The sequence below is a fragment of the Janthinobacterium fluminis genome (genome assembly GCF_028595325.1).
Classification (GTDB): Bacteria; Pseudomonadota; Gammaproteobacteria; order Burkholderiales; family Burkholderiaceae_D; genus Janthinobacterium; species Janthinobacterium fluminis.
Genome location: NZ_JAQQXR010000001.1, coordinates 626,744 through 643,454, shown reverse-complemented (window position 1 = coordinate 643,454; position 16,711 = coordinate 626,744). Strand labels below are relative to the sequence as shown.

Genomic DNA, 16,711 nt, shown 5'->3' with positions numbered 1-16,711 from the left:
CCCCTCATGAGCGTGGAGTGAGCGCGTCCGGCACGGCGCCGGCGGTCTCTCCTTGCTTAGCGGAGGGCGGGGCAAAGCGCCGCCGGCACGCGCGCCCGATTCACGCCGTTTTTTTGCAGTTTATCCCGCAAAAAGCCCCACTTGTCGCAATCCCGTGGCGACGCGGGAAGCACATGGTTAAAGTGGACACATACCAACTCTCCACCCGAAAGGAAGCATCATGAAAGTGTTGAAAAATATGGAAATCGTCTTCACCGTCGCCGCCGCCCTGGCCTGCTCCGCCGCCTTCGTCAGCGTCATGCAGCCACAGGCTCCAGCCAGCGCCAGCGCGGCATTGAGCGCACCGGCCGCCAGCAGCACGGGCGAATACATGCCGGTCGTCGTCATCAGCGCAAAACGCATGACGCCAGCAGAAAAAAAGCAGTCGCTGATCGATGAGCGCAAACAGTCGCTGGTGGCGATCAACGAAAGCAAGGCTTGAGCGCGCCATGCCGCCTGGACGCCGCCGACGCGGGCCAGGCGGACAGCTGCCTGCGCCGCTGAGGGCAGCGCCCGCCAGCGCAGAAACGCCTGTACAGATTCTGTGTCAGTTGTAAAGAGTTGCTTCAATCCCGCCCAAGCGGCGAACGCCCCGCTATAGTCCATTTCACGCAACACGGAAATGGAGAACGCCATGAAACCCAGCCTATACGCCGCAGCCATGATCGCCATCAGCTCGGCCGCCTTCCTGCCAGCGCATGCGATGGCCCAGGTCGACGTCAGCATCCACGTCAGCAACGCCCCGCCGCCGCCGAAATTTGAAAGCGCACCGCCAGCGCGCCGCGGTTATGTGTGGGCGCCCGGATACTGGAACTGGGATGGCCACCGCCACGTATGGAGCGCCGGCCAGTGGCAGCCCGAGCGCGACGGCAGCCAGTACCGCGCCGCCGAATGGGTGCCGGAGCACAACGGCTGGCGCCTGAACCGGGGCGGCTGGATGGTCGTCCAGAGCCAGCCCGCGCGCGGCGACTACCTCCAGATCGCCCCGCCGCCGCCACGCCACGAGCGCATGCCGCGCGCGCGCCACGGCTACCTCTGGTCGCCGGGCTACTGGGAATGGCGCGGCCAACGCTACGCCTGGGTGCCCGGCGCGTGGCTCGCCGAGCGGCGCGGCTACGACTACAGGCAACCGAACTGGAGCCAGCGCGATGGCCACTGGTATATGGAGCCGGGCCGCTGGCATCGGCATGGCGGGCGCGGCGACCGCGACGGCGACGGCGTGCCGAACCGCCACGACCGCCACCCGGATAATCCGCGCCGCGATTAAGCGGACAGTCTGCAAGCGCCCTCTTCTGTATTACAATCCCGACACGATTTCACGCGCATCAGGGGTGTCGATGGAGGTTGCAGATATTAACTACGGTTCGGACCCGTCCGGCCTGGTCTGGGGTTTCCTGTTCGGCAGCGGCGCGCAGGTGCTGGCGCTCGACTCGGCCGCCGCGCGCGACTGGATACGCCAGCCCGAGCGGCGGCCCGGGGAATTCATCTGGCTGCATTTCAATCTGTCCAACGCGGCCAGCGAGAAATGGCTCACCAGCCATGTCAGCCTGGCCGAGGAATTTTACGAAACGCTGCACCAGGGCTCGCGCTCGACCCGCATCGAACTGGCCGAAAACACCCTGATCGCCGTCGTCAACGACGTGCTGCACAATTTTTCCTTCGAGGCGTCCGACATTTCGACGCTGTGGCTCAGCGTCACCGAGCGCATCGTCATCAGCGCCCGGCGCGCGCCGCTGCGCTCCATCGAGCGGCTGCGCCAGGCCGTCAAGAACGGCGAACCGATCCGCTCCCCCGTCGAGCTGCTGATCCACCTGCTGCGCGACCAGGCCGACGTGCTGGTCAACATCGTGCGCGACGCCGTCGCCCGCGTCGACGACATCGAGGACAAGCTGCTGGCCGGCCGCGTCATGCACAAGCGCGAAGACCTGGGCGCCTTGCGGCGCGTGCTGGTGCGGCTGCAGCGCCTGATGGCGCCGGAACCGGCCGCGCTGTTCCGCCTGCTGCTGCGCCCGCCCGTCTGGATCGCCGAACTCGACACGCAGGAGCTGCGCCAATCGACCGAGGAATTTTCCGTCGTACTCAGCGACATGTCCTCGCTGCAGGAGCGCATCAAATTGCTGCAGGAAGAGATCGCCGCCCGCGTCAACGAGCAAAACAACCGCAGCCTGTTCGTGCTGACCATCGTCACCGTGCTGGCCCTGCCGATCAACATCATCGCCGGCATGCTCGGCATGAACGTGGGCGGCATCCCGCTGGCCCAGCACCCGCACGGCTTCCTGATCATCGCCGTCATCGTCGTCACGTTCACGATCGTGGCCGGCTGGGTGGTGGTGCGCCTGCAAAGAAACCGCTAGGCAAGGGAGCATTTGCGATCACTAGACGACCGGTCTAATTTGCAGTATGATGCGATCCATGAGCACTGAATACAAAGACGTCCGCCAGCACATTCTCGACACGGGCATGGCCATCATCAGCGGCAAGGGTTACGCCGCCGTCGGCCTGAACGAGATATTGACGAGCGCGAATGTGCCGAAGGGCTCCTTCTACCACTACTTCAAGTCGAAGGAAGCGTTCGGCGAAGCCCTGCTGGACTATTACGTCACCAGCTACCTGGCCCATCTGGACGAGGTATTGCGGCCCGACGGCACCCCGGCGGCGCGGCGCCTGATGGCTTACTGGTCGCGCTGGCGCGACACGCAGTCGGACTGTTGCCCGGACGGCAAATGCCTGGTCGTGAAGCTGGCCGGCGAAGTGTCCGACATGTCCGAGGCGATGCGCCTGGCGCTGCTGCGCGGCACGACGCTGATCTGCGAGCGGCTGGCCGCCAGCATCGTCGAAGGCGTCGCGGACGGCTCGCTGCCCGGCCCCTACGATGCGCCGCACACGGCCGTGACGCTGTACCAGATGTGGCTGGGGGCTTCCCTGCTGACCAAGATCCGGCGCGACCGCAACGCGCTGGAGGCGGCCATGCTGGCCACGGCCGCCATGCTGAAACTGCCCGCCGACACGATTCACGCTTGATTTCCATCCCTGCCCCGGCGGGCCGCCACCAGCCCGCCCCGGCATTTTTTTACCGCAGCACTAGACGACCAGTCTAATTTTGGAGCGACACATGCAGAATTTTGAATTTTATAATCCGACCAAGATCGTCTTCGGCGCCGACACCATCGCCAAGCTGTCCACGCTGGTGCCGGAACATGCCCGCGTGCTGATCCTGTACGGCGGCGCCAGCGCCGAAAAAAACGGCACGCTGGCCGAAGTGCGAGCCGCGCTGGGCCAGCGCCATGTGCAGGAATTCGGCGGTATCGAGCCGAACCCCAGCTATGAAACGATGCTGCGCGCCGTGGAACAGCTGCGCCGCGAGAAACTCGACTTCCTGCTCGCCGTCGGCGGCGGCTCCGTCATCGACGGCAGCAAATTCGCCGCCGCCGCCGCGCTCTACGACGGCGAGCCATGGGAGATCATGCAAAGCTTCGGCAGCGCCGTCACGGCCGCGCTGCCTTTGGGCGTCGTGCTGACGCTGCCGGCGACCGGCTCGGAGATGAACAACGGCGGCGTCATCACGCGCAAGTCGATCCAGACCAAGCTGCCCTTCCACAGCAGCCACGTGTTCCCCCGCTTCTCCGTGCTCGACCCCAGCAAGACCTACACGCTGCCGGGCAAGCAGGTGGCCAACGGCATCGCCGACGCCTTCGTCCACATCGTCGAGCAATACCTGACCTATCCGGCCGGCGGCATGGCGCAGGACCGCTTCGCCGAAGGCTTGCTGCAAACCCTGGTCGAGATCGCGCCGCGGGCGCTGGCCCGGCCGGACGACTACGAAGTGCGCGCCAACCTGATGTGGGTGGCCTCGCTCGCCCTCAACGGCCTGATCGGCGCCGGCGTGCCGCAAGACTGGGCCACCCATTTGATCGGCCACGAGCTGACGGCGCTGTACGACATCGACCACGCCCGCACGCTGGCCATCGTGCTGCCGTCGCTGCTGCAGTCGCAGCGCGACGCCAAGCGCGCCAAGCTGCTGCAGTACGGCGCGCGGGTCTGGGGCATCGACGCCGGCGGCGAGGATGAGCGCATCACGGCGGCGATTCAACGCACCCGCGCCTTCTTCGAAAGCCTGGGCATCGGCACGCGCCTGTCCGACTACGGCCTGGGCCAGGAAGCGGTCGACGCCGTCGTCGCCCAGTTGCAGGCGCACGGCATGACGGCGCTGGGCGAGCACAAGAAAATCGACCTGGCCGCCAGCCGCGCCATCCTCCACGCCGCACTCTGATTCACCAACCGGCGGCCCGGGCGACAGCGCGGGCCGCCGCCACTCAGCCGATGCATCCACATCAGGACATGCCATGACACAAAGCAAACACAACAACCGCCACATCGTGTTGCATTCGCGCCCGCACGGCGCCCCGGACGCCAGTACCTTCGCGCTGCGCGACGGCGCCGTGCCGGCGCCCGCCGCCGGCCAGCTGCTGCTGCGCACCGTGTACCTGTCGCTCGACCCGTATATGCGCGGGCGCATCAGCGACGCGCCCTCCTACGCCGCCCCCGTCGAACTGGGCGCCGTGATGGTCGGCGCCACCGTCTCGCGCGTCGAAGCGTCGCGGCACCCCGACTATGCGCCGGGCGACCTGGTGCTCGGCTACAGCGGCTGGCAGGACTACGCGCTCTCCGACGGCGAAGGCTTGAGCAAGCTGGCCGCCGACATGGCGCAGCCCTCGGCCGCGCTGGGGGTGCTCGGCATGACCGGCTTCACCGCCTACATGGGGCTGCTCGACATCGGCCAGCCGCAAGCCGGCGACACCGTCGTCGTCGCCGCCGCCAGCGGCGCGGTCGGCTCCATCGTCGGCCAGATCGCCAAGCTCAAGGGCTGCCGCGTGGTCGGCATCGCCGGCGGCGCCGACAAGTGCAGCCACGTCGTCGACGAGCTGGGCTTCGACGCCTGCATCGACCACCGCGGCGCCGACCTGCCAGGCCGGCTGGCCGCCGCCTGCCCGGACGGCATCGACGTGTATTTTGAAAACGTCGGCGGCGCCGTGTTCGACGCCGTGCTGCCGCTGCTCAAGGTCGGCGCCCGCGTGCCCGTCTGCGGCCTGGTCGCCCACTACAACGACACGGCGCTGCCGGCGGGGCCGGACCGCACCGGCCTGCTCACGCGCGCCCTGCTGACCAAGCGCATCAAGATGCAGGGCTTCATCATTTTCGATTACTACGATCAGCGTTACGGCGAATTTGTCGCGCAGATGAACATCTGGCTCAAAGCGGGCCAGATCCGCTTCCGCGAAGATGTCGTGGACGGCCTGGAACACGCGCCGCAAGCCTTCACCGGCCTGCTCGCCGGGAAAAATTTCGGCAAACTCGTCGTTCGCCTGGCCGACCGCTAAACCCATTCATCGACAGGAGTATGGAAATGAACGTCTTGATGGTATTGACCTCGCACGAACGGCTCGGCGACACCGGCCACAAAACCGGCTTCTGGTTGGAGGAATTCGCCGCGCCCTACTACGTGCTCAAGGACGCCGGCGCCAGCATCACGCTGGCCTCGCCGCTGGGCGGCCAGCCGCCGCTGGACCCGAAAAGCGCGTCGCCGGAATCGCAGACTGCGGCCACGCGCCGCTTCCAGGCGGACGCGACGGCGCAAGCCCTGCTGGCCGACACCGCGCCGCTGGCCGGCGTCGACGCCGCCGGCTATGACGCCGTGTTCTACCCCGGCGGCCACGGCCCGCTGTGGGACTTGGCCGAAGACCGCGCGTCGATCGCGCTGATCGAAGCGATGCACGCGGCCGGCAAGCCGGTGGCGGCCGTCTGCCATGCGCCCGGCGTGCTGCGCCACGCCAAGGCGGCCGATGGCGCGCCGCTGGTCAAGGGAAAAAAAGTGACGGGCTTCGCCAACACGGAGGAGGACGCGGTCGGCCTGAGCAAGGTCGTGCCCTTCCTCGTCGAGGACATGCTCAAGGAAAACGGCGGCATCTATTCGAAGGGGGCCGACTGGCAAGCGTATGTATTGAGCGACGGTAGACTGGTCACCGGCCAGAATCCGGCGTCGTCGGCGGCGGCCGCCGAGGCTTTGCTCAAGCTGCTGTAAGACACCGCGCGTCCGGCCGAGGCCGGACGCCGGGGGAAATGCGCGGCGGATAAACAAATCCGCCCGCTCCCCGCCTGCCGCTCCGTTCGCATGGCTATAATCAAAGCTGATCGATTCAAACATCCACTTAGCCCCGGAGACACAGCAGACATGGCAGACCAGGAAATCGCGAAACACACGAAGAACGTCTTCAGCCTCGTCCCGCACAAGGAATACAGCGTCTGGCATAAAGTGCGCGAAATCGCCCAGGAAATACTCATCATCGTTTTCGCCGTCACCTTCAGTATCTGGCTGTACGGCGCCGGCGAGCATTATCGCGAACAGCAGCAGGTCAAAACCTTCCTGCTCGGCGTGAAGCGCGACTTGCAGAGCGACCTCGTGCGCATCAACGAAGTCATCGTCCACAATCGCAGCGTCGACGCCAACTTCCGCTACCTGGCAGCGCTCGACACAGCCACGCCGCCCACCCGGGGGCAGCTCGACGCGGCAATCCAGCAAGCCTATGCGACGCTTCACTTTACGCCGCAACTGAGCCGCTACGACGGCTTCAAGTCCGGCGGCAAGCTGAGCAACATCGAGGACGACGCCCTGCTGGAAAAACTCGTCGCGCTATACCAGCACAATGTGAAGCTGATCGATCTCTCGGAAAGCGCCTGGAACAAGCTCCATGATGATTTCATCGCCTACATCGACGCCGGCACCGACGCGGCCGGCGCCGGCGATCCACGCCAGAAGCTGCTGGCGGCGCCGAAAGGACGGCGCATATTGAGCGCTTTGCAGGCATCGCAGCAGCGCTACGACCGCTACCAGGCTTACGCCGACCTCGGCAAGCAGATCATCAAGGACATCGAGCTGGCCTACCCCGGCGCCGATGCCCGCCGCGCTGCGGCAAGATAGGCGCGCGACGATGCCGGAATTTGAGGAATTGATCGCCGCCGCCCACCACAGCGAGCGCGTGCGGGCGCGCCGGCTGGCGCGGCACGGCGCGATGCCGGAGCGGGACGCGCTGCGCCAGACGCTGGAACAGGCCGCCGGCACCCAGGGGCTGGCCGGCCTGCTGCGGGAACGCGCGCAGGAGCGCCTTGCCGAGGCCGGGCGGCGCGCCGCGCAAACGGCGCGCAAGGCCGAGGCGCTGGCCCGCAAGCGGGCCGGCAACGCCGCGCCGGCGACGGCCTGGCAAGCCTGGTTCGACGGTTCGGCGCAGCCGAATCCGGGCAGGATAGGCATAGGCGGCTTGCTCACCAGCCCCGCCGGGCGGCGCATTGAAATCAGCCGGCGCGCCGGCCACGGCAGCAGCAGCGAAGCCGAGTACAGCGCCTTGATCGCCTTGCTGGAAGCGGCCGTGCGCGAACGGCCGGCCGAATTACTGGTGTACGGCGACAGCCGCGTGGTCATCGACGACGTCAACCGGGTCACGGCGCCGGCCGCGTCGCTGGCGCCGCAGCGCGCCCGCGCCGACGCCCTGCTGGCGCGGCTGGGGCAGGTCACGCTGCGCTGGATTCCCCGGCACCGGAATGCCGAGGCGGACCGCTTGTCGCAACAGGGCGCCGCGCTGCCGGACGGCAGCGACGCTTAGCCGCCGTTGGCGATGCGCAGTTGCTGCCGCTGCGGCGCGCGCGCGGCGGATGCCATGCCGCGTGCCGCGGCCACGCCGGCGTCGCCGCGCAGCTTGAATACGCTGACCACTTGCGCCAGGCTCTCGGCCTGCACCTGCATCGATTCGGCCGCCGCGGCGGCCTCTTCCACCAACGCCGCGTTTTGCTGCGTCACCTGGTCCATCTGGCCGATCGCCTTGTGCACCTCCTCGATGCCGACGCTTTGCTCCGTGCTGGCGGCAGTGATTTCGGTGATGATGTCGCTGACGCGCTGCACGCTGGAGACGATGTCCTGCATCGTCAAGCCGGCTTCGGACACCAGCCTGCTGCCCTGATTGACCTGGTCCACCGAGTCGCCGATCAGGGTTTTGATTTCCTTCGCCGCCGAGGCCGAGCGCTGCGCCAGGTTGCGCACTTCCGAGGCGACGACGGCGAAACCGCGTCCCTGCTCGCCGGCCCTGGCCGCTTCGACGGCCGCGTTCAAGGCCAGGATATTGGTCTGGAAGGCGATGCCGTCGATCACCGAGATGATGTCGACGATTTTCTTCGAGGCGCCGTTGATCGACTCCATCGTGCCGACCACCTGGCTGACGACGGCGCCGCCCTTGACGGCCACCTGCGCCGCCGACGCCGCCAGCTGGTTGGCCTGGCGTGCGTTGTCGGCGTTGTTGCGCACCGTCGAGGTCAACTCCTCCATCGACGAGGCGGTTTCCTCCAGCGAGCTGGCCTGCTGCTCGGTGCGGGTCGACAAGTCCTGGTTGCCGGCGGCGATCTGGGTCGACGAGGTGGCGATGTTTTCGGTGCCGGTGCGCACCTCGGTGACGATCTTCAGCAGGCTGCCGTTCATGTCCTTCAAGGCGTGCAGCAACTGTCCCGTCTCGTCGCTGGTGCTGACCTCGATATCGGCGCTGAGGTCGCCGTCGGCGACGCGGCGGGCCACCTCGACGGCCGTGCGCAAGGGCACCACGATGCCGCGCGTCAGCAGCCAGGCGCAGACGGCGCCGAAGGCCAGCGCCAGCGTGGCCAGCGTCAGCAGCTGGTTGCGGCTGGCGGTGGCGACGCGGTCGATTTCACGGGCCGTCTTGTCGATCTCGCTGCGCTGCAGCAGCAGCAAATCCTGCACGGCCTTCTGGAAGGCGGCGGCGCCCGGCACGAAGGTGGTGCGGAACACCTGGTCGGCCTGCTCGACCTGGCCCTCGCCCTTCAGTTTCGACAGCGTGTCGCGCGACGCGATATAGGTCTTGCGGTGTTCGCCGATGCGCTTGAACACCTCGGTTTCCTCGGGGCCGCTGATGAGCGCCTCGATTTTCTTCTGCAGTTCGCCGGAGACGACGCTGGAAATGCGCGCCTCTTCCGCGAAGAAAGGCCCGAGCGAGGTGTCGGAACTACGCGCGATGGCGACGGTGCGGCGCACGCCGCTGTCGATCTTGCTGTACCAGTCGGCCACCATGCGTTCCTTGGCCAGCGGCACCTCCATCATCTCGCGCGTGGCGGCGGCGACGCCCGACAGGCGCCACACGCCGATGGCGGTGATGAGCATGGAGAATGCCAGGATCACGGCGAAACCGGCGGCGAGGCGCTTGCCGATGCTGATGTTATTCATAAAGTTCATGGGAAATCCTTATATTGAAAACAATACTGCGGCGTGCGGCCAGCGCGGCGCGCGGATGACGCGCAAGGAGGCGACGCGGGATGGCGTTGTGGCATGGGGAGCTGCGGGCGGCGGCGGGCCGTCCGGCAGGCGAGGCGCGCGGGGGCGCGCCCTGGGGGGCTGTGCATGGGGCGCAAGCCTGATGCTGGTCGCGGCGGCGGCCCGCGCGGGCCGCCGGGCGCTTACGCGGCGAGGCGCTCGATCAAGCCCATTTCCGGGCTCGACATCAGCTGGTCGATGTCGACCAGGATCAGCATGCGCTCGTCGAGCGTGCCCAGGCCGATCACGTAGTCGGTGTTGAGCGCGCCGCCCATGTCGGGCGCCTGCTTGATCTGCTCCGGCAACAGCGTGGTCACGTCGGAGACGCGGTCGACCACCATGCCGACGACGCGGGTGCCGATGTTGAGGATGATGACGACGGTGAACTGGTCGTAACTGGGCTCGCCCAGGTTGAACTTGATGCGCATGTCGACGATGGGCACGATGATGCCGCGCAGGTTGACGACGCCCTTGACGAAGGCCGGCGCATTGGCGATGCGGGTGGGCGATTCGTAGCTGCGGATCTCGCTCACTTTCTGGATGTCGATGCCGTACTCTTCCTGGCCCAGCGTGAAGGCCAGGTATTCGGCGGCCTTGGCCGGGGCGGCGTCGGAGTGGGCGGCGACGTGGCTGGCGGCCGCGTCCTGGTTGACGGTGGTCATGTTGAATCCCTTTAAGAGGCCGCTGGCGCGCGCCGCCGGCGTGCGGCGGCGGCACCTGGTGCAAGCCAGCTGCGATGAAAAAATAGAAATGAGGTATTGCAATTTGGCAATGTTACCTCAATTAAATTTTCTTTGCACCAAAAACTAATTCCACATGGCAATTACACAAGGCGCCGGCGCGCCCGCCGGCGCCGGCGCCGTCAATTCAGCAGCGTCTTCGGCGAGCCCGGAAACGCCGCGCTGAAGGGAAACTCCATATTGCAGGGAACGCCGCGGCACAGGCCCGGCTTGTACTTCGCCGCCATCAGCAGCGTCGCGGCGAAGCGGGTGGTTTTCTCGCCCGGCGAACTGAGTATCTCGACGGCGCTGGCGTCGCCCTTGCTGTCGACCCGCACCACCATCCTCAGCATCCCCGCCTCCGGCAGCCTGCCCTGCGCCTCGCGGATCGCCCGCTGGATCGCCGCCATACCGTTGGCCGGGAACGGCGGCTCGTCGTCGGCGGCCAGGCTGTCATAGGCCAGGCGCAGCGCGCGCCGCTCCTCCGGACTGTTGCCGGCGCCGCGGCGGTACGCCGGCGCGGCCGCCGCGGCGTCGCGGCGGACATGCGCGCCGACGCGCACCTCGCCGTCGCGCAACGTGAACTGGGCCGGCGTGTCGTCGATCGCGCTGGCTGGCTGGCAACACAGCACGAGCGCGCTGGCAAGCCAGGCGTAAATCCGCATGTTCGTTCCTTAAATAAATGGCATAAATCGGCCGACCTTACATTTTGCGCAATAATTACTGAATTTGCAAATCTATTTGACATGTCCCCGGCCGCGCGGGCGCCCCCCGCCTGCCGATAAAAAGGCGCAAATAGCCGGCCTCGGCGCGCTTGCGGCCCGGCATTTCATGCCACAATGGCGCCGCACCGATAAAAGTTAGCCAGGAAGAACCATGAATACATTGCTGAGCCACTGGCACCCGCGCCTGACGGCATTGGCCGGCCGCGCCCTCGACGAGGACGGCGCGCACGACCTCAACCACCTGCACCGGGTCTGGCGCAACGCCGCCATTCTGCTGGAAGAGCACGCCGGCGCCGACGCCCTGGTCGTGCTGGCGGCCTGCTATCTGCACGACCTCGTCAATCTGCCGAAGAACCATCCGGAGCGCCACCTGGCGTCGCGCCAGGCGGCCAGCCTGGCGCGCGCGCAACTGGCCGCGCTGGATTTTCCCGCCGACAAACTGGCCGGCGTCGCCCACGCCATCGAAACCCACAGTTTTTCCGCCGCCCTGACGCCGGAAACGCTGGAGGCGAAGATCGTCCAGGACGCCGACCGCATCGACGCGCTCGGCGCCGTCGGGCTGGCGCGCCTGTTCTACACGGGCGGGCGCATGGCGTGCGCGCTGGCGCACGCCGACGACCCGATGGCCCTGCACCGCGAGCTCGACGACCGCGCGTATGCGCTCGACCACATCGAAACCAAGCTGGCCACCTTGCCGGGCAAGATGCAGACGGCGGCCGGACGGCGCCTGGCGCACAGCCGCCTGGCCCTGCTGACCGCCTTCCGCGACGACTTCATCAACGAATGGGCCACCGACCCGGCCACGCCCTGAGCGCCGCCCGCCCCATGCATATGACCCCTGACACCCCTGGCGCGAGCGCGCCGCCGGCACCGGCCGGCAACCTCAACTTCATCCTCGTCTGCGTCTTCATCGACATGCTCGGCATCGGCCTCGTGGTGCCGGTGCTACCCATCCTGGTCGGCGATTTCGTCGCCGGCCGCGACGCCCAGGCGCTGTGGTACGGCATCCTGGCCGCCGTCTTCGGCCTGCTGCAATTCATCTGCATGCCGATGCTGGGCGCGATCAGCGACCGCGTCGGCCGCCGCCCCGTGCTGATGTACTCGATGGCCGGCATGTGCCTGAACTTCCTGGCCACCGGCTGGGCGCCCAACCTGGCCGGCCTGTTCCTCGGCCGCGTGATCGGCGGCATCTCGTCGGCCAGCATGTCGGTCGCCTCGGCCTACGCCTCCGACATCTCGACGCGCGAGAACCGCGCGAAAAGCTTCGGCAAGGTCGGCGCCGCCTTCGGCCTGGGCTTCATCTGCGGCCCGATGCTGGGCGGCCTGCTCGGCTCCGTCAACCTGCACCTGCCGTTTTTCGTCGCCGCCGCCCTGTCCGCCGCCAACCTCGTCTACGGCTACCTGTGCGTGCCCGAATCGCTGCCGCTGGACAAGCGCGCGCCGTTTACGCTGGCGAAGGTCAATCCCTTCGCGGCCCTGGGCCGGCTGGCCCGGCGCACCGAGGTGCGCGGCGTCGTGCTGGCCTTCGGCATCATGACCTTCGCCCAGATGATGCTGCAGTCGACGTGGGTGCTGTACACCCACTACCGCTTCAACTGGAGTCCGCGCGAAAACGGCATCGCCCTGTTCTGCGTCGGCCTGTGCGCCGCCGTCGTCCAGGCGGCGCTGCTGGGCGCGCTCATCAAGCGCTTCGGCGAGGTGCGCCTGGCGCTGCTGGGCATGGCCTCGGGCTGCATCACCTTCCTGCTGTACGGCCTGGCGACCGAGGGCTGGATGATGTATGTCTTCATCCTGTGCAATCTGCTGGCCTTCGCCGCCGGCCCCGCGCTGCAGGGCATCATCTCGAAATCGGCCGAGGCGCACGAGCAGGGCGAACTCATGGGCTCGCTGCAATCGATCAGCAGCCTCGGCGTCGTCGTCATGCCGCTGGTCGGCAGCGCCATCCTCGGCGAGGTCAGCCACCTGCCGGCCAACGACTGGCGCATCGGCAGCAGCTTTTTCGTCTGCGCGGCGATGCAGGCGCTGGCCATCGGCGTCGCCTGGCGCTACTTCGACGCGCAGCGGGCGGCGCGCCGCGCGCCGCAGTAAGCCCCCCGGCAACGCCCCGGCGTCGCCGGGGGCGACGGCATACTGCAACGCCATGTCGTTAAATCTTTGAATTTAACAACAAATCAGTGACAATATAGACAGAAGTTCCTGATTCCGCGTTCGCTGCATGATTGCACAAGGTATGAGACACTTTTCCCTCCTGTTACGCGCGCCCCTGCTGGCGCTGGGCCTGGCGGCGCCGCCGGGCGCCGGCGCCGACTGCTCGCGCGACATCGTCGTGCCGGTGGCGCCGATCGGTTTGAGCGTGATCGTCAACGGCGGCGCCGTCAGCGGCATCTACCCCGAGCTGCTGCGCAGCCTGGGCGCCAAGGCCGGCTGCAATTTCGTGTTTTCGGCCGTGCCGCGGGCGCGCCTGGAGGCCATGTTCGAGGCCGGCACGGCCGACCTGCTGCTACCCGCCACCGGCACGCCGCGGCGCGACCTGCACGGCCGCTTCGTGCCGCTGATGGGCAACCGGCCGATGCTGATCTCCGTGCAAAGCCCGCGCGCGCCCATCCTCAACGTCCAGGAACTGATCGAGCGGCGCGAAATGCGCATCGCGCTGGTGCGCGGCTACGACTACGGCGAAACCTACCAGGCGCTGGTGAAGGAACTGACCCGGCAGGGCCGCGTCTACCTGGAAGTGGACACGCTGTCGGTGGCGCGCCTGCTGCACGGCGGCTTCGCCGACGCCACCATCATGGCGCCGACCATTCTGTCGGGCACCATCATCGGCGACGCCCGCGTGCAGGGCATGGCCGACCGGCTACGCCTGGAGGCGCTGCCGGAACTGCCCTGGGGCCTGAGCGGCGCCTACATCTCCAAAAAATCGCTGACGCCGGAAGACCAGACGGCGCTGCGCGATCTGCTGGAGCGGGCCGCCAAGTCGGGCGCGCTGCTCGACAGCTTCCAGCGCCACTACCGGCCGGAAATCCTCTCGTCCAGCATCAGGCCGCGCTGACGGATGCCCGGCCATGTCGTCGCCATCGTACTGTTCGCCGCGCTGCTGCACGCCGGCTGGAACGCCATCGTCAAGGCGGGCAGCGACACCTTCCTGACGACGGTGCTGGTGGCCGTCGCTGCCGCCGTGCTGTCGGCCCTGGCCCTGCCCTTCGTGGCCGCGCCGGCGCCGGCCAGTTGGCCCTTCCTGCTGGCCTCGTCGCTGACGCAACTGGCCTATTACTCGCTGCTGGCGGCCGCCTACCGCAGCGGCGACATGAGCCACGCCTACCCGCTGATGCGCGGCAGCGCCCCGCTGCTGGTGGCGCTGGCCAGCGGGCCGCTGCTCGGCGAGCACCTGTCGGCACAGCAGATGCTGGCCGTGGCCTGCATCTGCGCCGGCATTTTCGGCCTGTATTTCGCCGTCGCCGGCAAGGGCGCGGCGGCGCGCCGCAGCACCGCCTTCGCCCTGTTCAACGCCGGCGTGATCGCCAGCTACACGCTGATCGACGGCATCGGCGTGCGCCAATCCGGCGCCCCGGCCGCCTACACGATGTGGATCTTCCTGCTGACCGGCTGCGGCCTGCTGGCCTGGACCCTGGCCACGCGCGGCGCCGCCCTGTTCGCCTATGCGCGCCGCGAATGGCGTCTTGGCGCGGTCGGCGGCGTCGGCACGCTCGCCTCATATGGCCTGGCGCTGTGGGCGATGACGCAGGCGCCGGTGGCGGCCATCGCGGCGCTGCGGGAAACGGCGATCCTGTTCGCGATCGGCATCGCCGCCGTCTTCCTGCGCGAAAAAATCAGCCTGCGGCGCTACGCGGCCATCGGCATGGTCGCCTGCGGCGCCGTGCTGATGCGGCTCGCTTAGCCGTCGCCGCGCGGCACGGCCAGGCCCTTAGCGCAGGAATTTGAACAGCACGGCGATCACGCCCGACTGCACGACCACGGTCGCAAACATCAAGAGCATCATCTCGGCCTTGCATTTGTCGATTTGCGCAAGGATTTTCAGCATCAGGCGCTCCTCCATTTGCGCCATATCGTGCCTCAGACTGAGCTCGACCGCGCTCAAGCGCGCATCCACCGCATCAATTTTTTGCGTCAGACGCACCTCGACCGCTTCGATTTTCTGCGTCAAACATATCTCGACATCCTTGATTTTCTGCGTCAACCGCAGATCGACATCCTCGATTTTCTGTGTCAAACGCAGATCGACCTCATCAATTTTCTGCGTCAAGCGCATCTCGACATCCTCGATTTTCTGCGTCAAACGCAGATCGACATCGTCAATTTTCTGCGTCAAACGCATCTCGGCATCCTCGATTTTCTGCGTCAAACGCAGATCGACATCGTCAATTTTTTGGCTCAACCTTGTTTCCACGCCCCCCAGATCATTTTTACTGGCAAGCAACTTCTCTATCGCATCGGCCAGGGCGTGCGCCGCCGCCTTCGCCTGCGTCTCGCTGAAGCCCCCCTCCTCCAGCCTTTCCGCATACAGCAGGGCATTAAAGCCATTTGGCATACAGCCTCCATTGAGCAGAGCCGGCAATACAAATTAGAGAAGAAACGACTGAACTTAGTTCCATTTGCCCTGTCCCGGCAATGATCTGACGCAAGCGCTTGACAGCGCGCCGCCAAACTGCAACCATACCGGCATGAAATTTATCGAAACACATCACGTATGCCTGCATTGGTGGTCCCGCACACAGCGCGCGGCCACTTCAATGTGATGTGATTTTTTATCAACGCCGCCTCGATTGGGTGGCGTTGTTGTTTGCGCGGCTTGGTTGGGGCGGCCGAAAGGAACCCCGATGAGCTTGCCAACCCAGCCTACCACCCCGTCCGTCATCCTGACCGGCGACCGCCCGACCGGTCCGCTTCACCTCGGCCATTTCGTCGGCAGCCTGCGCAACCGCGTCGCCTACCAGCACGATTATCAGCAATTCATCATGCTGGCCGACGCCCAGGCGCTGACCGACAATATGGACGACACCGGCAAGGTGCACCGCAACGTCGTCGAGGTGGCGCTGGACTACCTGGCCGTCGGCATCGACCCGAGCAAATCGACCATCCTGATCCAGTCGCAGATTCCGGAGCTGGCCGAGCTGACTTTTTACTATTTGAACATCGTCACCGTCGCGCGCCTGGAGCGCAACCCCACGGTCAAGGAAGAAATCCGCCTACGCGGCTTCGAGCGCGACATCCCGGCCGGCTTCCTGACCTATCCGGCCAGCCAGGCGGCCGACATCACCGCGTTCAAGGCGGCGCTGGTGCCGGTCGGCGAAGACCAGATTCCGATGATCGAGCAGACCAATGAAATCGTGCGCCGCTTCAACCGCGTCGCCGACCGCGACATCCTGGTCGAGTGCAAGGCGCTGGTGCCGGAAATCGGCCGCCTGCCCGGCATCGACGGCAAGGCGAAGATGAGCAAGTCGCTCGGCAACACCATCAACCTGGGCGCCACGGCCGATGAGATCCGCGCCGCCGTCAAGAAGGTCTACACCGACCCCTTGCACCTGCGCGTGCAAGACCCCGGCCACATCGAGGGCAACGTCGCCTTCACCTACCTCGACGCCTTCGACCTCGACCAGGCCGGCCTGGCCGAGATGAAAGCCCATTACCAGCGCGGCGGCCTGGGCGACAGCATCGTCAAGGCGCGGCTCGAAGCCTGCCTGCAGGAATTGCTGGCGCCGATACGCGCCCGCCGCGAGGAACTGGCCAAGGACCGCGGCTACATCATGCAAATCCTCAAGGAAGGTACGCTGAAGGCGCGCGAAGTGGCGGCCAGGACGGCCGACGAAGTCAAGGCGGCGCTGGGCCTGAGCTACTTCTAAACCGCT

General features: G+C 66.7%; 18 protein-coding genes. 14 read left to right on the top strand and 4 right to left on the bottom strand.

Translation table 11 applies throughout. The annotated features are described in order from the left end of the window. Positions 1 to 220 precede the first annotated feature (220 nt). From OIK44_RS02985 to OIK44_RS02945, 9 genes are all read left to right on the top strand, one after another. Positions 221 to 481: a hypothetical protein gene (locus OIK44_RS02985; RefSeq protein WP_273669186.1), complete on the top strand. Its 261-nt coding sequence runs from the start codon at positions 221 to 223 to the stop codon at positions 479 to 481. A gap of 192 nt (positions 482 to 673) precedes the next feature. Next, complete coding sequence (locus OIK44_RS02980) at positions 674 to 1,306, top strand: YXWGXW repeat-containing protein (RefSeq protein ID WP_273669185.1); 633 nt, start codon at positions 674 to 676, stop codon at positions 1,304 to 1,306. A 70-nt stretch (positions 1,307 to 1,376) separates the two neighbouring features. After that, complete coding sequence (locus tag OIK44_RS02975; RefSeq protein WP_273669184.1) at positions 1,377 to 2,393, top strand: transporter; 1,017 nt, start codon at positions 1,377 to 1,379, stop codon at positions 2,391 to 2,393. Between the two features lie 58 nt (positions 2,394 to 2,451). Further along, positions 2,452 to 3,060, top strand: a complete 609-nt coding sequence (locus tag OIK44_RS02970; RefSeq protein WP_273669183.1) for a TetR/AcrR family transcriptional regulator — start codon at positions 2,452 to 2,454, stop codon at positions 3,058 to 3,060. 91 nt (positions 3,061 to 3,151) lie between these two features. Further along, positions 3,152 to 4,309 carry an iron-containing alcohol dehydrogenase gene (locus OIK44_RS02965; protein WP_273669182.1) on the top strand — a complete coding sequence of 386 codons (1,158 nt, stop codon included), beginning with the start codon at positions 3,152 to 3,154 and terminating at the stop codon, positions 4,307 to 4,309. Positions 4,310 to 4,382: 73 nt separating this feature from the next. Then, positions 4,383 to 5,417, top strand: a complete 1,035-nt coding sequence (locus tag OIK44_RS02960; RefSeq protein ID WP_273669181.1) for an NADP-dependent oxidoreductase — start codon at positions 4,383 to 4,385, stop codon at positions 5,415 to 5,417. A 26-nt stretch (positions 5,418 to 5,443) separates the two neighbouring features. After that, on the top strand, positions 5,444 to 6,118 hold the full coding sequence (locus OIK44_RS02955; RefSeq protein ID WP_273669180.1) for a type 1 glutamine amidotransferase domain-containing protein: 675 nt from the start codon (positions 5,444 to 5,446) through the stop codon (positions 6,116 to 6,118). A gap of 150 nt (positions 6,119 to 6,268) precedes the next feature. Beyond that, positions 6,269 to 7,015: a hypothetical protein gene (locus OIK44_RS02950; RefSeq protein WP_273669179.1), complete on the top strand. Its 747-nt coding sequence runs from the start codon at positions 6,269 to 6,271 to the stop codon at positions 7,013 to 7,015. A 10-nt stretch (positions 7,016 to 7,025) separates the two neighbouring features. After that, positions 7,026 to 7,694 carry a ribonuclease HI family protein gene (locus tag OIK44_RS02945; protein ID WP_273669178.1) on the top strand — a complete coding sequence of 223 codons (669 nt, stop codon included), beginning with the start codon at positions 7,026 to 7,028 and terminating at the stop codon, positions 7,692 to 7,694. On the opposite strand, the gene OIK44_RS02940 is transcribed toward OIK44_RS02945, so the two are convergent. The 3 genes from OIK44_RS02940 to OIK44_RS02930 form a co-directional block, all read right to left on the bottom strand. After that, positions 7,691 to 9,325 (bottom strand): methyl-accepting chemotaxis protein, encoded by a 1,635-nt coding sequence (locus OIK44_RS02940; RefSeq protein ID WP_273669177.1) that lies wholly within the window; start codon positions 9,323 to 9,325, stop codon positions 7,691 to 7,693. The two genes, OIK44_RS02945 and OIK44_RS02940, sit on opposite strands and share 4 nt — an antisense overlap. A gap of 221 nt (positions 9,326 to 9,546) precedes the next feature. Next, on the bottom strand, positions 9,547 to 10,065 hold the full coding sequence (locus OIK44_RS02935; protein ID WP_273669176.1) for a chemotaxis protein CheW: 519 nt from the start codon (positions 10,063 to 10,065) through the stop codon (positions 9,547 to 9,549). Between the two features lie 200 nt (positions 10,066 to 10,265). Beyond that, a complete protein-coding gene (locus OIK44_RS02930) occupies positions 10,266 to 10,787 on the bottom strand; it encodes a hypothetical protein (RefSeq protein WP_273669175.1) in 522 nt (173 codons plus the stop codon). 211 nt (positions 10,788 to 10,998) lie between these two features. Between OIK44_RS02930 and OIK44_RS02925 the strand changes: the two genes are divergently transcribed. The 4 genes from OIK44_RS02925 (at position 10,999) to OIK44_RS02910 (ending at position 14,742) form a co-directional block, all read left to right on the top strand. Further along, positions 10,999 to 11,658 (top strand): HD domain-containing protein, encoded by a 660-nt coding sequence (locus tag OIK44_RS02925; protein WP_273669174.1) that lies wholly within the window; start codon positions 10,999 to 11,001, stop codon positions 11,656 to 11,658. Positions 11,659 to 11,678: 20 nt separating this feature from the next. Continuing rightward, positions 11,679 to 12,935, top strand: coding sequence for an MFS transporter (locus OIK44_RS02920; protein WP_420213822.1), 1,257 nt, complete (start codon positions 11,679 to 11,681; stop codon positions 12,933 to 12,935). 142 nt (positions 12,936 to 13,077) lie between these two features. Further along, the gene (locus OIK44_RS02915) at positions 13,078 to 13,896 is read left to right on the top strand and encodes a substrate-binding periplasmic protein (RefSeq protein WP_273669172.1); all 819 of its coding nucleotides are present in this window, start codon (positions 13,078 to 13,080) and stop codon (positions 13,894 to 13,896) included. Positions 13,897 to 13,899: 3 nt separating this feature from the next. Continuing rightward, entirely contained in the window at positions 13,900 to 14,742 is an 843-nt protein-coding gene (locus OIK44_RS02910) for an EamA family transporter (RefSeq protein ID WP_273669171.1), read from the top strand. 27 nt (positions 14,743 to 14,769) lie between these two features. Here OIK44_RS02910 and OIK44_RS02905 read toward each other — a convergent pair whose 3' ends face one another. Beyond that, complete coding sequence (locus OIK44_RS02905) at positions 14,770 to 15,393, bottom strand: hypothetical protein (RefSeq protein ID WP_273669169.1); 624 nt, start codon at positions 15,391 to 15,393, stop codon at positions 14,770 to 14,772. A gap of 289 nt (positions 15,394 to 15,682) precedes the next feature. Between OIK44_RS02905 and trpS the strand changes: the two genes are divergently transcribed. Beyond that, positions 15,683 to 16,705 carry a tryptophan--tRNA ligase gene (gene trpS, locus OIK44_RS02900; RefSeq protein WP_273669168.1) on the top strand — a complete coding sequence of 341 codons (1,023 nt, stop codon included), beginning with the start codon at positions 15,683 to 15,685 and terminating at the stop codon, positions 16,703 to 16,705. Positions 16,706 to 16,711 lie beyond the last annotated feature (6 nt).

Bases quoted from the DNA above. Each gene is read 5' to 3' on its own strand.
- OIK44_RS02985 (WP_273669186.1), top strand. From the start codon at position 221: ATGAAAGTGTTGAAAAATATGGAAATCGTCTTCACCGTCGCCGCCGCC.
- OIK44_RS02980 (WP_273669185.1), top strand. From the start codon at position 674: ATGAAACCCAGCCTATACGCCGCAGCCATGATCGCCATCAGCTCGGCC.
- OIK44_RS02975 (WP_273669184.1), top strand. From the start codon at position 1,377: ATGGAGGTTGCAGATATTAACTACGGTTCGGACCCGTCCGGCCTGGTC.
- OIK44_RS02970 (WP_273669183.1), top strand. From the start codon at position 2,452: ATGAGCACTGAATACAAAGACGTCCGCCAGCACATTCTCGACACGGGC.
- OIK44_RS02965 (WP_273669182.1), top strand. From the start codon at position 3,152: ATGCAGAATTTTGAATTTTATAATCCGACCAAGATCGTCTTCGGCGCC.
- OIK44_RS02960 (WP_273669181.1), top strand. From the start codon at position 4,383: ATGACACAAAGCAAACACAACAACCGCCACATCGTGTTGCATTCGCGC.
- OIK44_RS02955 (WP_273669180.1), top strand. From the start codon at position 5,444: ATGAACGTCTTGATGGTATTGACCTCGCACGAACGGCTCGGCGACACC.
- OIK44_RS02950 (WP_273669179.1), top strand. From the start codon at position 6,269: ATGGCAGACCAGGAAATCGCGAAACACACGAAGAACGTCTTCAGCCTC.
- OIK44_RS02945 (WP_273669178.1), top strand. From the start codon at position 7,026: ATGCCGGAATTTGAGGAATTGATCGCCGCCGCCCACCACAGCGAGCGC.
- OIK44_RS02940 (WP_273669177.1), bottom strand. From the start codon at position 9,325: ATGAACTTTATGAATAACATCAGCATCGGCAAGCGCCTCGCCGCCGGT.
- OIK44_RS02935 (WP_273669176.1), bottom strand. From the start codon at position 10,065: ATGACCACCGTCAACCAGGACGCGGCCGCCAGCCACGTCGCCGCCCAC.
- OIK44_RS02930 (WP_273669175.1), bottom strand. From the start codon at position 10,787: ATGCGGATTTACGCCTGGCTTGCCAGCGCGCTCGTGCTGTGTTGCCAG.
- OIK44_RS02925 (WP_273669174.1), top strand. From the start codon at position 10,999: ATGAATACATTGCTGAGCCACTGGCACCCGCGCCTGACGGCATTGGCC.
- OIK44_RS02920 (WP_420213822.1), top strand. From the start codon at position 11,679: ATGACCCCTGACACCCCTGGCGCGAGCGCGCCGCCGGCACCGGCCGGC.
- OIK44_RS02915 (WP_273669172.1), top strand. From the start codon at position 13,078: ATGAGACACTTTTCCCTCCTGTTACGCGCGCCCCTGCTGGCGCTGGGC.
- OIK44_RS02910 (WP_273669171.1), top strand. From the start codon at position 13,900: ATGCCCGGCCATGTCGTCGCCATCGTACTGTTCGCCGCGCTGCTGCAC.
- OIK44_RS02905 (WP_273669169.1), bottom strand. From the start codon at position 15,393: ATGCCAAATGGCTTTAATGCCCTGCTGTATGCGGAAAGGCTGGAGGAG.
- trpS (WP_273669168.1), top strand. From the start codon at position 15,683: ATGAGCTTGCCAACCCAGCCTACCACCCCGTCCGTCATCCTGACCGGC.